The 14,222-nt window shown below is 34.2% G+C and carries 10 protein-coding genes; 5 read left to right on the top strand and 5 right to left on the bottom strand.

The annotated features are described in order from the left end of the window. Nucleotides 1–5: 5 nt before the first annotated feature. Nucleotides 6–1,361, bottom strand: a complete 1,356-nt coding sequence (locus tag H600_RS0100050; protein WP_026726870.1) for an MFS transporter — start codon at nt 1,359–1,361, stop codon at nt 6–8. A 179-nt stretch (nt 1,362–1,540) separates the two neighbouring features. Then, nucleotides 1,541–2,572 carry a LacI family DNA-binding transcriptional regulator gene (locus tag H600_RS0100045; protein WP_026726869.1) on the bottom strand — a complete coding sequence of 344 codons (1,032 nt, stop codon included), beginning with the start codon at nt 2,570–2,572 and terminating at the stop codon, nt 1,541–1,543. Nucleotides 2,573–2,807: 235 nt separating this feature from the next. Between H600_RS0100045 and H600_RS0100040 the strand changes: the two genes are divergently transcribed. The 4 genes from H600_RS0100040 (at nt 2,808) to H600_RS0100025 (ending at nt 11,229) form a co-directional block, all read left to right on the top strand. Next, on the top strand, nt 2,808–5,789 hold the full coding sequence (locus H600_RS0100040) for a SusC/RagA family TonB-linked outer membrane protein (protein WP_026726868.1): 2,982 nt from the start codon (nt 2,808–2,810) through the stop codon (nt 5,787–5,789). Nucleotides 5,790–5,826: 37 nt separating this feature from the next. Further along, on the top strand, nt 5,827–7,434 hold the full coding sequence (locus tag H600_RS0100035) for a RagB/SusD family nutrient uptake outer membrane protein (RefSeq protein ID WP_026726867.1): 1,608 nt from the start codon (nt 5,827–5,829) through the stop codon (nt 7,432–7,434). Between the two features lie 24 nt (nt 7,435–7,458). After that, nucleotides 7,459–8,274 (top strand): SusE domain-containing protein, encoded by an 816-nt coding sequence (locus H600_RS22415; RefSeq protein ID WP_026726866.1) that lies wholly within the window; start codon nt 7,459–7,461, stop codon nt 8,272–8,274. Nucleotides 8,275–8,358: 84 nt separating this feature from the next. After that, on the top strand, nt 8,359–11,229 hold the full coding sequence (locus H600_RS0100025) for an alpha-amylase family glycosyl hydrolase (protein ID WP_026726865.1): 2,871 nt from the start codon (nt 8,359–8,361) through the stop codon (nt 11,227–11,229). Between the two features lie 94 nt (nt 11,230–11,323). On the opposite strand, the gene H600_RS0100020 is transcribed toward H600_RS0100025, so the two are convergent. Both H600_RS0100020 and H600_RS0100015 read right to left on the bottom strand, forming a co-directional pair. Further along, the gene (locus H600_RS0100020) at nt 11,324–11,548 is read right to left on the bottom strand and encodes a DUF6814 family protein (RefSeq protein WP_026726864.1); all 225 of its coding nucleotides are present in this window, start codon (nt 11,546–11,548) and stop codon (nt 11,324–11,326) included. 15 nt (nt 11,549–11,563) lie between these two features. Continuing rightward, a complete protein-coding gene (locus tag H600_RS0100015) occupies nt 11,564–13,060 on the bottom strand; it encodes an MFS transporter (protein ID WP_026726863.1) in 1,497 nt (498 codons plus the stop codon). 188 nt (nt 13,061–13,248) lie between these two features. Here H600_RS0100015 and H600_RS0100010 point away from each other — a divergent pair, with 188 nt between their 5' ends. After that, entirely contained in the window at nt 13,249–13,836 is a 588-nt protein-coding gene (locus tag H600_RS0100010) for a hypothetical protein (protein WP_026726862.1), read from the top strand. 156 nt (nt 13,837–13,992) lie between these two features. Here the strand turns inward: H600_RS0100010 and H600_RS0100005 are convergent. Further along, the coding region (locus tag H600_RS0100005) for a GIY-YIG nuclease family protein (RefSeq protein ID WP_026726861.1) at nt 13,993–14,222 on the bottom strand (230 nt) is incomplete at its 5' end.

The following is a 14,222-nucleotide window of genomic DNA, read 5'->3' as shown; positions in this document are numbered from 1 at the left end:
CTAATTTATGATTTTTGAATAGTGTCGTCTACATCTTTTACTTTATACACTAATGCAGCCGCGATTAAAAAGCTTACACCACTTGTAATCAGAGCGTAAATTGCATCTCCGTTATAAAGGTATTTTACAATTGGGCCACCAATTAATGCGTTTACAATTTGTGGAATAACAACAAAGAAGTTGAAGATTCCCATGTAAACTCCCATCTTTTTTGGAGCTATAGATCCTGCAAGAATTGCGTAAGGCATTGCCAGAATACTTGCCCAGGCAACTCCAATTAAAATCATTGGTAAAACAACCCAGTCTTCATTTGGCATGAAATAAATAGATATTAAACCTATTCCTCCAATGATTAATGAAACGGCGTGAGTTGATTTTCGTCCGATTTTTTTAGCGATATACGGTAAGAAAAACAATGCGACGATAGCAGAAACTAAGTTGTAAACACCAAACAGAATTCCGACCCAGTCACCAGCGTCTTGATATTGCTGACTTGAAGTATCATTTAATGGTAATCCGTAAATGTGATGCGCGATTGCCGGTGTTGTAAAAACCCACATTCCGAATAATCCGAACCAAGAAAAAAATTGCACCCAGCTAAGCTGACGCATTGTAGTTGGCATTTTTGCAAAATCAGTAAAAATGTCTGTGATTTTTGATTTTTCCTCAGAATCAGAAATCGCATCATTTTGCGGATCTTCAAATTTTGCCAATTCTTCTGGTGAATATTCTTTTGTGGTGAATAATGTAACTAAAATAGAACCAATTAAAACTGCTGCACCAATAATAAATGACAAAGTCAGATTTAATGGTACACTTCCCGGAACGGTGCTGTTTGGAACATGAAACCATTTAGTTAAAACGTAAGGCAAAGCAGAACCAATTACAGCTCCAAAACCAATCAATGAAGTTTGAATACTAAATCCAGCAGTACGCTGATCTGTTCTTAAATTGTCACCAACAAGTGCGCGAAACGGCTCCATTGCAATGTTGAAAGAAGCGTCCATGATCATTAACATTCCGGCACCAACCCATAAAGCAGGTAAAACAGAAATGAAAATATTAGCTTGCGGCATTAAAATTAATCCAACTGATGCTAAAATTGCGCCAACTAAAAAGAAAGGTTTTCGTCTGCCAAACCTTCCCCAGGTTTTATCACTATAATGACCAATGATAGGCTGAACTATTAATCCCATAAGGGGAGCAATAATCCAGAACCACGAAAGTTCATGTACGTCGGCACCAAAAATTTGAAGAATTCTGCTGGCATTTGCATTTTGTAATGCAAACCCCATTTGTATTCCTAAGAAACCGAAACTCATGTTCCAAATTTCCCAGAAACTTAATTTACGCTTTTCCATTATCGTAATTAAAGAATTAATTAGACGATAAGCGCTTTGCTTATCAAAACTTACTGTTTTTTTCGAAGTAAAAGTAAAAGCCTTGACGGGCGTAAAAGTATTAATTATTTTTTTATTTATGCTAATAAAAAAGCCATAAATATTTTTTATGGCTTTAGAATAGGTTGATTTTAAGAAATTTAGTCAGTAGATTCTCTTTTTATTAAATGAGTTTCAATAACCTCAGTAGTGTAATTCTCGTTTTCGTCTTCATCTTCGTCATGTTCAGCTTCTAGTCTTTCGATAAGCATTTTGGCTGCTTTATTACCCATTTTTTCACCACTTTGACTTACTGTTGTAATACTTGGAGTTGAATATTTTGAGATAATTCCATCCGTAAAAGCAATTACAGCCAAATCTTCAGGAATTTTTAATCCCATTTTCGAAGCCGTTTTGATAATTGTAACAGCAAAAAGCTCATTTACAGCAAAAACAGCATCAAAAGCACGGTCATGTAAAAGCTCAGAAATGGTGATTTCACAAGTATCAACATCTTCAATTTTAATAATTAAATCTTCATTGAATGGGATTCCGTTGTCTAAAAGCGCTTTTTCGTAACCGTCAGTTCGTAATTTTCCAACGCTTACATAATCAACCGTAGTTACTAATGCAATCTTTTTTCGGCCGTTATCAATCAGACTCTGAACGGCTTCGTATGCAGCAGCTTTATCATCAATAATAACTTTATCACATAAAATATCATTGGTAACACGGTCAAACATTACAACAGGCATTCCTTGATTGATAACTTCAGTAATATGATGAAAGTCGCCTTTAAATTGTGTTTCTTTAGAAAGGGACATGATAAAACCATCAATACTTCCATTGGCTAACATTTCCATATTCAGAACTTCTTTGTCGAAAGAATCATCTGACAAACAAATCACAACGCTATAGCCGTGTTCGTTCGCTACTTGCTCGATTCCGTTGATTACGGTGGAGAAAAAATGATGTACAATTTCAGGAATAATAATACCAATACTTTTGGTTTTTCGGTTCTTTAGACTAAGAGCAATATTGTTAGGCTTATAGTTGTAAAACTTAGCAAAAGCCTGAACTTTTAGACGTGTTTCTTCGCCTATTTCAAGACTGTTTCTAAGTGATTTTGAGACAGTTGAAATAGATACATCAAGTTCCTTTGCGATCTGTTTTAAGGTTATTTTACGTTTCATGGTGTTTTTTGGAAAAAATCTAATTGATAATAAAGATGGTTAATATTTTTGGTATTGGCAATTTTTGACTTAAAAGATTACAAAAAACAGAAAGTTTTCAACACTACCACGTTTTCGTAAACCAATAAAAATTGCCTCTTGTTGAGCGTGTTAATAAATTCATAATTTTGAAATTCGAAGTAAAATTAAAAACTTAACTAACAATCAAAAACTCAAACTAATTTAAACAAAAAGTATGAAAACAATTTACAAAAAGTTGTTATTTTTATTCCTATTGTTGCCATTTACTGTGTTAGCTCAAAGCACATTAAGTGGGACTGTTGTTGATAAAGCAACAGGACAGCCAATACCGGGAGTAAACGTAAATGTTCAAGGTGCTCCGGGTGGAACATCAACAGGATTTGATGGTAATTATCAATTATCTAATGTAAAAAACGGTAACAAGATTTCTGTTTCTTTTATTGGATACGTAACTCAAATTCTTGATTACAATGGACAAAAAACAATAAACGTTTCTTTAGAAGAAGATACAAATCAGCTTAAAGAAGTTGTAGTACAAGTAGGTTACGGTACTGTTAAGAAGAAAGACGCAACAGGATCTGTTTCTCAAATTTCTGCTAAAGAATTTAATAAAGGAATTAACGTAACTCCAGAGACGTTAATCAGCGGACGTATTGCCGGTGTTAATGTTGTTGGAGGAGGAGCTCCTGGAGCAAAAGCCGATATTAGAATTCGTGGAGGATCTTCATTAAGTGCTTCAAATGAGCCATTAATCGTTATTGATGGACTTCCTATGAGTAATGCGGTTCCAAATGGTTCTACAAGTATTTTATCCACTATAGACCCTAATGACATTGAGTCATTTACTGTTTTGAAAGATGCATCAGCAGCTGCAATTTACGGTTCTCGTGCGGCAAATGGTGTAATTGTAATTACAACTAAAAAAGGAACAAAAGGTGGCGTGAAAGTTAACTTTAGTTCTCAGGTTGGTATCAATACAGTTGCTAATACCGTTGACGTTTTAAGTGCAGATCAATTTCGCGCTTTAGTAAACGAGAAAGGGACTGCAGCTCAAAAAGCTTTATTAGGCACAGCAAACACAAATTGGCAAGATGAAATTTTTCATACTGCTTTAACAACCAACAATAACATATCTGCAAGCGGTGCTTTATTCAAAAAATTACCAGTACGTTTATCTGTTGGAAATGTAGATAATCCGGGGATCTTAAGAAATACTTCTTTTGAAAGAACTACGACATCATTATCATTAAACCCAGTTTTGTTTGATAACCACTTGAAAATTGATATTACAGGAAATTTATCTTTTGGAAAAAACCAATTTCAAAATGAAGGTGCTGTAGTAAGTTCTGCTATTACATTTGATCCTACACAATCAGTTTATGAGGCAGGTTCTCGATATGGTGGTTACTTCGAATGGTTGGAAGGAAATGGTAATGTACCATTATTACCAGCAAGAAACCCTGTTGCAAGATTAAATCAGGAAGACAGAAGAGCAACTTCTACAAGAAAATGGGGTAACATTAGATTAGATTATAAATTTCACTTTTTTGAAGATTTAAGAATCGTTGCTGAGGCAGGTATCGATAAATTTGATAGTGATGGTTATAATGCAATTAGTACTGAAAGTATTTTAGGATACCAGCCTAATCCATTTGATAATGGTAACTGGGTAAACTACGGAGGTTATACTCATTATACAGACAATCGTCAGAACAAAAACTTAAATACATACTTTAATTATACTAAAGATATTGGTAAGTTTAAAATCGATGCTACTGCAGGTTACAACTATCAGTTGTTTCAACGTGAAGGGTTTAATTCGGGAGATGTTAGACAACCAAATCCACCTGCTGACGTTACTACTGATCCGGACATTAACTTACAATCTTATTTCGGACGTGTTAATTTAGGATATGACAGTAGATATTTGTTAACTGTTAATTACAGAAGAGACGGAACTTCACGTTTCTCTAAAGAAAACAGATGGGGTAATTTTGCCGGAGGTGCATTCGCATGGAATTTAGCAGAAGAAGCATTCTTAAAAGATAATTCTACATTATCTAGTTTGAAATTAAGAGTTGGTTACGGAACTACAGGACAACAAGATATTCCACCTGCATATGATTTCTTAAGAAGAGTTACATTTGGTACACTTAATACACAATATGTATTTAATGGTGTAGTATACAGAGCTGCAAAACCAGAAGGTTATAATGAGGATATTAAATGGGAAGATTTAGCTGAGATGAACTTAGGAGTTGATTTTGGATTCTTTAATGAGAGATTAACTGGTACTATTAACTATTTTGATAAAAAATCTAGTGATCTTTTGGCAGATATTCCTGTTCCTGATGGAGCAAATATTCGTAACCAAGGATATAGTAATATTGGAAGTGTTAGAACTAAAGGGGTTGAGTTTAGTCTTCAATCAGATATCATTAAAACTGATAAATTAACATGGAATCTTGCTGGTAACGTAACGTATATTGATCAAAAAATATCTGATTTAGGAGTTACAGTTCCTGGATTCCAAGGATATATTACAGGAGATGTAATTGCGGGAGGTACAGGTAACCAGGTTCTTATTCACTCTGAAGGTTTTGCACCAAATTCATTTTTTGTTTTTGAACAATTGTATGATGCTAACAAAAGACCAATTCAAGGAGCTTATGCAGACAGAAATGGTGACGGAGCAATTACAGACGCGGATCGTTACAAATTCCATAAGCCAACAGCTGATTATCTTTTCGGATTGTATTCTACTTTGAATTATAAAAAATTCGATTTTACAATGAACTGGAGAGCTAGTTTAGGAAATTATATTTTCGACAACGTAAGTTCAGATAAAGGTTATGTACAATCTGGTTTAAGAAGAGATAGCGATATTTCTAATATTACTACAGATTACTACAATACAGGATTTACAACTGAAAGTAACTCAAATGGTACACAACGTAATTATTCTAACTATTTTGTTAAAGACGCTTCATTTATTAAGTTAGATAATATTGTACTTGGATACACTTTTGATAAAACATTATTAAAAGCAGCTTCATTGAGATTTACTGCAGGAGTTCAAAACGTATTGGTATTCACGAAATACGACGGTTTAGATCCAGAGAAGTTCAACGGTATTGATAATAACGTTTATCCTAGAGCCAGAACATTCTTGTTTGGAGTAAATGCGAATTTCTAGTAGTACATTGAAAAACAAAATTTTAAAAATAAACAAAATGAAAATATCATTTAAATATATATCTTATTTTCTCCTATTCATTTTAGGATTAAATATGACACTTACGTCTTGTACAGGTGACTTAGACGTGACACCAACGGATGATGATGAGTTCCTTTCTAATGAATTTTTTCAAGATCCGGCATCGTACAAACAAGTAATGGCAAAATTATATGCAGGTTTGTATGTTGGAGGAAATGATGGAGATGGACAAGCTGATATCGCAGGTCTTGGAGGAGACTTTAGTAGTTATTTACGACTAATGTTTGTTACTCAGGAATTCCCGACAGATGAGGCAATTGTGGCTTGGTCTGATGATGGTTTGCCAGCAATAAATGGGCAAAAATGGAGTCCGAGTAACCAGTTTTTGTACGGAATTTTTTCTAGAGCTTTTTATGAAATTAGTGTTGCGAATGAATTTTTAAGACAAACTACAGATGAGAAACTGGCATCAAGAGGCGTTGACGCTAATTTGAAAGCTGAGGTTACGACTTTAAGAGCTGAAGCACGTTTTTTAAGAGCTTTCTCTTATGTTAACTTGATGGATTTATTTGGAAATGTGCCTATCACAACTGAAAATGATCCGGTAGGGTTCTTTTATCCAGAACAAAAAACAAGAGCAGAAGTTTTTGCATTTGTAGAGTCTGAATTGAAAGATATGGATAATACTTTGGCGGCTTCAAAAACTAATGAATATGGAAGAGTTGATAAAACTGCTGCTAAATTTTTGCTTGCTCAGATTTATTTAAATTCTAAAGTATATACAGGAACAGAAAGATTTAACGATGCAGCTGTTTTATGTAATGACATTATTACTTCTTCAGGATATACATTTGCAGAGGTTCCATACCGTTATTTGTTTTCTGCAGATAACAACAGAAACGGAGCGCAAAGTGAAGTTATTTTCCCAATTGTTGGTGATGGAAATGCAATTAGAGCAATCGGTGGAGGTATGAGTTTTATTTTGCACGCATCTATCGGAGGAAAAATGGCAGGAGCTGATCAAGGAATGGACGGTGGTTGGTCAGGTATCAGAGTAAGACCAGAATTTGTTCAGTTATTTCCTGATGTAAATGCAGTTTCTGATAAAAGAGGTACTTTCTTTACAGATGGACAAACTTTAGATATCGCTGATTATGGAGTGTTTACTAATGGTTATGCAGTTAAAAAGTTTACAAACATAAATTCTGATGGCTCTGCGGCACAAAGAAATGATATGCCAGACACAGATTTTCCTATGTACAGATTGTCAGATGTCTATTTAATGTATGCTGAAGCAACTCTTAGAGGAGCTGCGTCTGGTGATGCAGCAAAAGCTCTAGGTTATGTAAATAAAATTAGAGCTAGAGCTGGAGCAGGTATTATTACAAGTTCTGAATTAACATTAGATTTTCTTTTAGATGAAAGAGCAAGAGAATTGTTTTGGGAGTGTCACAGAAGAACAGATTTGATTCGTTTTGGAAAATTCTCAGGATCATCTAAAATTTGGCAATGGAAAGGTGGCGTTAAAAATGGTAGCGGTACAGAATCTTTCAGAGATTTGATGCCTATCCCGTCACGTGCTATTCAAGCAAACCCAACTTTAAAACAAAACCCAGGATACTAACTAACCCTATAAAAAATAAATAAAATGAAAAACATATATAAAATTTTAATCGCATTCATTGGTGTTTTAGCAGTGTCATGTAATGCTGATGATGTAGAAGATAGACCAGTAATCGAGCCTGTTACAGCTCCTGTATTACTTAGCCCTCAAAGTGACTTTAACATTGTTCTTACAAAAGAAAATGAAAAAGAGGTTGCAACAACTGTAATTTGGGATGATGCAAAATATGATGGAACGCAAACAGTTGTAAATTATACAATTGAAATTGCAAAAGCAGGTACTGAATTTGCTACTCCTTTTGCTGTAACTACAACTACATCTCGTTACAGAGCTTTGACAGTTGCTGAGTTAAATGCAGCTTTAATTAATGCTGGTTTTCCTTCAAAAGAAGAAAGCAGTGTTGATATCCGTATCAAATCTACGGTTGGAACTGGAGCTGAATCACAGTTTTCTAATTTCTATACTATTAAAGCAACTCCTTATCATACTCCATTAGCAACTTCACACTGGTTAGTGGGTGCTGCTACTCCAGGTGGATGGACTTGGGATGGTGATGCAGAAACTGAATTCCCATTGGTTGTTGGAAAAACAGATGTTTACCAAGTAACTATTGTTCTTAAAAGCGGAGAAGCATTTAGAGAATTCTTAGGAAACAACTTTACAAGTAATGGTAACTGGGATGCAAGTCATAATTATACTTTCTATTCATCAAATGGTTATACTATTGATGATGAATTAGTAAATGCTGGTGATGGTGATAGTAACTTTAAATATACTGGACCAACTGGAGAAAGAGTTTTAACTATTGACAATGGTGCGAAAAAAATCACATTAGACTAGTTTCAATGTAATTTACAAAAAAAAGGGCTATCTCCAGATAGCCCTTTTTTAATCAAACTAACTAACCACACAAACCACGAGATTATGAAAAAAACATTACTTTTTATTTTCTTTTTATTGTCTATTATTGCCGATGCTCAGCAGATAACAGTGTCGCCAGCTATATTTCAAGTCAATGAGCCCATCAAAATAACAGCATCATTTGTATCTACTACATGTAATACTATGGGAACCAATCCGACTAAGGTTTATATGCATGCAGGTATTGGTGATGAAGGAAATCCTTGGCAGGTTGTAAAAGGAAATTGGGGGGCTGATGATGGAGTTGGACTAATGACAAAAGAAGCAAACGGAACGTGGAGCATTACCATTACCCCAAGTGTTTATTTTGGACTAACTTCAGGACAGCAAACTGCGGCGACAAAAATGGGAATTGTATTTAGAAGCGCGAATGGAAGTCAGACGCTGAAATTGGCGCCATCATGTTCCGATTTTTTTCTTAATGTAGGATCTTTTCAAGTTACTTTGACTTCTCCAGTCGAAAATAGTACAACCATTATTAATTCTGGTTCAAGTTTTAATATTACGGCAACAAATACTGGAGGTGCGGGGAGTTATACATTAAAAGCTAATGAAACAACAATCAATACAAACGCCAGTACTTCAAGTTATTCTTATACTCATACTAATATTATAGGAAACCAAAATTATGAATTGATTGCTACTCAAGGGGCTACTACAGTTTCAAAGAAATTTGCAGTAGTTGTAAATCCAAATACTGTTTCTGAAGCTATGCCTGCAGGTTTAGTTGATGGAATAAATTATAATACTGCAGATGCAACAAAAGCAACTCTAGTTTTAGATGCGCCTTTAAAAGATTTTGTTTACGTAGCAGGAAGTTTCAATAATTGGCAACCGACAACGGCTTATGCTATGAAAAAAGATCCTTCTTCTGGAAAATTTTGGTTGGAATTGACAGGGTTAGTTTCGGGTGCAAATAATACGTATCAATATTGGGTGGGAGAAAGTACTCCATTAGCAAATTCTCCGGCTTTGGTAAAAACAGCAGATCCATATTCAACTTTGGTTTTGTCTCCTTATGATGATTCAGGAATTCCTGCAACTTCTTATCCAAATATGCCGGCTTATCCAGCGGGGCAGAATTTCGAAGTTACGGTTTTAAAAACGGGACAAACGCCTTACAATTGGCAAGTAACGAATTTTACAAAACCGGAAAAAGACAAATTAGTGGTTTATGAACTTTTAGTTCGTGATTTTGACGCTAAAAGAAATTATCAGACTTTGATTGATAGAATAGATTATTTTAAAACACTTAAAATAAATGCAATCGAATTAATGCCGGTAATGGAGTATGAAGGCAATGAAAGCTGGGGTTATAACACTTCGTTTCATATGGCTTTGGATAAATATTATGGTACATCAGATAAATTAAAGGAGTTTATCGATTTATGCCACCAAAACGGAATAGCTGTCATCCTTGACGTTGCTTTGAATCATGCTTTCGGAAGAAATCCGATGGTGAGAATGTGGATGAATGATCCTGATGGAGACGGTTTTGGATCACCAACTTCAGAAAATCCATATTTTAATACTGTTGCAAAACATACTTATAGTGTTGGTGAAGACTTTAATCATCAGTCTGCAAAAACGCAATATTATGTTGAGCGCGTTGTGAAGCAATGGATTGAAGAATATAAAATCGATGGTTTCCGTTGGGATTTAACAAAAGGATTTACACAAGCTTGTACCGCTTCAGATGAATCTTGTACAAATGCTTATCAGCAAGATAGAGTTGATATCTTGAAAAAATATGCCGATTATTCTTGGAGCCTTGATCCAACGCATTATACTATTTTCGAACATTTAGGTTCGGATAATGAAGAACAGCAATGGGCAAACTATAGAACAAATGAATCACCAAGTAAAGGTGTTATGATGTGGGGAAAGATGACAGATCAGTATAATGAGTTGTCAATGGGGTATACAAGTAATATTTCTAGAATGATGAGTTCTAGCAGAGGATTTAATGCGAATCGTTTAATGGGATACGCCGAAAGCCACGATGAAGAACGTTTAATGTATAAAAATGTAAAATTTGGAAATTCATCAGGAACTTATAATGTAAAAACATTAAATACTGCTTTGTCAAGAATGTCTGCAATTGGAGCGGTTTCACTATTGATTCCTGGTCCAAAAATGATTTGGCATTTTGGCGAACTTGGTTGGGATGATTCTATTTATACTTGTAACGACGGAACTGTAAATGACAATTCAGCAACGATTTCTGGAGATTGTAAATTAGATACTAAACCACAGCCACAATGGGCTGAAAACTGGTTAGGAGACACAAATCGTAATAAAATTTATTATGATTGGGCAAAAATGATCAATTTAAAAGTGACTGAACCTGTGTTTTTGGGTACACCAACAATGGCAAGTGCTAATACATTGACTGTAAACATTAAAATTACAAACAGCAATCTAGCTGCAACACAATTAAAAGATGTCTTGATTCTAGCTAATTTTGATGTGACTCCGCAAAACGTTGCTACAGGTTTTCAATATACTGGAACATGGTACAATTTAATGGATAATTCTTCAATCAATGTTACAGATGTTAATGCAACGGTAAACTTAGGTCCAGGCGAATACAGAATTTACGGCAATAAAACAGCCAATTTAGCGATTCCAGATTTTGAGAAAACAAGCGCAGTTAATTTATATCCAAATCCGGTTGCAAATTATTTTACCTTGAATATTGCAACAACAAAAGTTCAGGTTTATTCGATAACAGGTCAACTAGTGAAAAGTTTTGCTTCAAACGGAAATCCTGATTTTCAATATAACGTAAGCGATTTGAAAACAGGATTATATGTTGTAAAAGCTACAGATGAAAATAATAAAGTTCAAGTAATGAAATTTATTAAGAAATAATAAAAGAAAGTAATTTAAAATTTGGTTTTTTAGTAATGTAAAAGGGCTGTCTGTTTGGTTAAGACAGCCCTTTTTTTGTTAAAGTTTGTTTTGGTTATTTTTTCTCGTTGTATTCTCCAATCAAAGAAAAATAGCCAAAAGTTCCTAATCCTAGGACGATTAATGGGGTGAGAATGAAAAGGATAATGATTCCAAAGACAGTATCGTCCTGCTGGTCTGATAAAAATTTTGGCAAGCCAAATTCAAACACACAGAAATAAGCGGCTGCAATGGAAAATATAATCCACAAAACACCTAAAATTTGTTTAACGGTATTCATAATTATAAGTAGGTATTAAAGGTGATTCGTTTTATTTTTATTATCAATGTAAACCATTCCAATTACAAAGCAGATTGAGGCAATAATAATTGGATACCAAAGTCCTTCAAGATAAAATTCTGGTTTTCCATTGGCTTTGGCGTGCGTTACAAAGTAGGTAGAAATTGCAGGAAGCAAACCTCCAAAAATCCCGTTCCCCACGTGATAAGGAAGCGACATTGAAGTGTATCGTATTTTAGTTGGAAACATCTCAACTAAAAAAGCTGCAATTGGCCCGTAAACCATTGTGACAAATATAACTTGAATGAAAACCAAGAAAATCAATGTCCATTCATCTTCAGAATTTATTTTGATGGTAATATTGCTTTGAGATTCTTTTTTGTCAGCAAAGACAGTTTTCTTTTCTATATACGAAGTTCCATCAGTAAAAGTTTTGGAAGTTATAGTTACAACGTCATTTTTTGCGTTAGTTTCTGTATTTGTTTTTGTTGTTTCACTGATTTCTGTTTTATAAGTGATATCAGTGGTGTTGTACATCATTTTATAAATTGGCCTGTAAAAAAAGATTGCCAACAGCATGCCCGACATCATGATATATTTTCTGCCAACTTTATCACTAAGCCATCCAAAAACAATAAAAAAAGGTGTTCCAATTAATAAAGCAATTCCCAAAAGTTCATCAACTTGTGAAGAGTCAATATTCATGACCGTCTTCATGAAACTCATAGCGTAGAATTGCCCCGTGTACCAAACTACACCTTGTCCCATCGTCGCTCCAAAAAGAGCCAATAAAACGAACTTCAAATTGTATCGATTTCCAAAACTTTCCTTTAACGGATTGGAACTTGTGGTTCCTTCTTTTTTTGCTTTTGCAAATACTGGCGATTCATCCATGTTTTTTCGAATTAAATACGAAACGCCAACCATTACAATTGAAACCCAAAACGGAACGCGCCATCCCCATGTGTCAAAAGCCTCTGCAGAAAGCACATTTTTTGTGGCCAAAATAACCATCAACGATATGAATAGTCCCACTGTAGCCGTAGTTTGAATCCATGATGTCCAATATCCTTTTTGTCCTGCTGGCGAATGCTCGGCTACATAAGTTGCGGCGCCGCCATATTCTCCTCCTAGCGCCAGTCCTTGAAGCAAACGAAGAATCAATACTAATAAAGGTGCCATAAAACCAATAGTTTCATAACTCGGGATACAACCTATCAAAAAAGTAGAACCTCCCATTAATAATAAAGTAGCCATGAACGTATATTTACGCCCAATAATATCGCCAAGTCTTCCAAAAAATAAAGCCCCAAAAGGGCGTACAACAAATCCAGCCGCAAAAGTGGCCAAAGTCGATAAAAATGCCGCAGCGGGATTATCGCTAGGAAAGAATTTTGTTGAAATGACAACAGCTAAACTTCCAAAAATATAAAAATCGTACCATTCAATCATGGTTCCCATCGAGGATGCCGAAATAACTTTCCAAATACCTTTAGTAGAAGTTTTGCTCATAAAACCGTTTTGTGTACTTAATAATTATTAAATATTAAAAATATAGTTTTACGAATATATAAGATATTTTGTTATTCACTTAATACTTTTTTAACAAAAACTATTAATTTGTTGGCATTCTAAATTATAGTGATTTAATTTAATCAGAAGAATTTTATATTTGAAAAAGATCTAGATTTTTATTGAAAATGAAACAAAGTATCGTCGTAATTTTATGTGTAATTTTTATTTCTTGTGGAAATAAAAAAAATGTTGTTACAGAAGTAAACACATATAATTGTAAAGTTATCCCAGCGATCTCAGAAGAATTGCAACATCAATATTTGAGTTTTATAAAAGATTCTGATTTTTCTAAAGAGGAATTTGAAAATTTTAATAAAATAAAAAAAGGGGCTTTGCTTTATAATTGGCAAGAAGGGAGCGGAAGTAATCAGTTTTTAATAGTTGATTTTGATAAAGACTTTAGTTTTTTTATTAAATCGGAACGCTTTACAAAAAAGAAAGATTTTGTTTTAGAAGATAAAAAGAAGCTAAGTTTTATTTTGGAAGTTTTGGAAAAAGGAAATTATTATCAAAGTTGTAACAGATTTGATGGCCATTCCAATTTATATGTCTTGCTTGTAAAGTGTAATGATGAAATAAAAATTCAGTATTTCTCACCTTCTACAAGTCTTTATGAAACAAAAACATCAGATGTAAATGTTAACTTGATTAAGAACGTTTTTGAAATAATGCAAAGAAACTATTATAAGAGCATAGTACTAAAGAAAAAATAAAAGCTTAAAATAAAACTTTGCTCCCGATAGTTATTGGGATTGCGTAAATCTTAGCCGTTAAATCATAAAAACAAAAAACCCGAATCCCGAAGCCTCGGGACTATTCGGGTTTCGTGGTACCTCCAGTCCCGAGGCTTCGGGAGAACCAGGGAGGCATTATGATTTTCTTTTGGATAAGATTTCTTTGAGAATTGATGGTTCTGCAATTATTTTATTGTTGAAAACCTTGCTTTTCATTCTTTTGATGAAATTTTCGAGATACAGGGCTTCCTCTTTATTACTGCAGATAAAAGTTAAAGCTATTTCCCAATCGTTGGCAATTTTGGTAAAAGAATTTGAATAAGAATGATTTTGATGTTTTAAAATGCGTTCGTCTATATTATGAG

The organism is Flavobacterium denitrificans DSM 15936, from assembly GCF_000425445.1.
Classification (GTDB): Bacteria; Bacteroidota; Bacteroidia; order Flavobacteriales; family Flavobacteriaceae; genus Flavobacterium; species Flavobacterium denitrificans.
The sequence above is the reverse complement of the archived record's forward strand: the minus strand, read 5'-3'. Positions and strand labels throughout refer to the sequence as shown.

Bases quoted from the DNA above. Each gene is read 5' to 3' on its own strand.
- H600_RS0100050 (WP_026726870.1), bottom strand. From the start codon at position 1,361: ATGGAAAAGCGTAAATTAAGTTTCTGGGAAATTTGGAACATGAGTTTC.
- H600_RS0100045 (WP_026726869.1), bottom strand. From the start codon at position 2,572: ATGAAACGTAAAATAACCTTAAAACAGATCGCAAAGGAACTTGATGTA.
- H600_RS0100040 (WP_026726868.1), top strand. From the start codon at position 2,808: ATGAAAACAATTTACAAAAAGTTGTTATTTTTATTCCTATTGTTGCCA.
- H600_RS0100035 (WP_026726867.1), top strand. From the start codon at position 5,827: ATGAAAATATCATTTAAATATATATCTTATTTTCTCCTATTCATTTTA.
- H600_RS22415 (WP_026726866.1), top strand. From the start codon at position 7,459: ATGAAAAACATATATAAAATTTTAATCGCATTCATTGGTGTTTTAGCA.
- H600_RS0100025 (WP_026726865.1), top strand. From the start codon at position 8,359: ATGAAAAAAACATTACTTTTTATTTTCTTTTTATTGTCTATTATTGCC.
- H600_RS0100020 (WP_026726864.1), bottom strand. From the start codon at position 11,548: ATGAATACCGTTAAACAAATTTTAGGTGTTTTGTGGATTATATTTTCC.
- H600_RS0100015 (WP_026726863.1), bottom strand. From the start codon at position 13,060: ATGAGCAAAACTTCTACTAAAGGTATTTGGAAAGTTATTTCGGCATCC.
- H600_RS0100010 (WP_026726862.1), top strand. From the start codon at position 13,249: ATGAAACAAAGTATCGTCGTAATTTTATGTGTAATTTTTATTTCTTGT.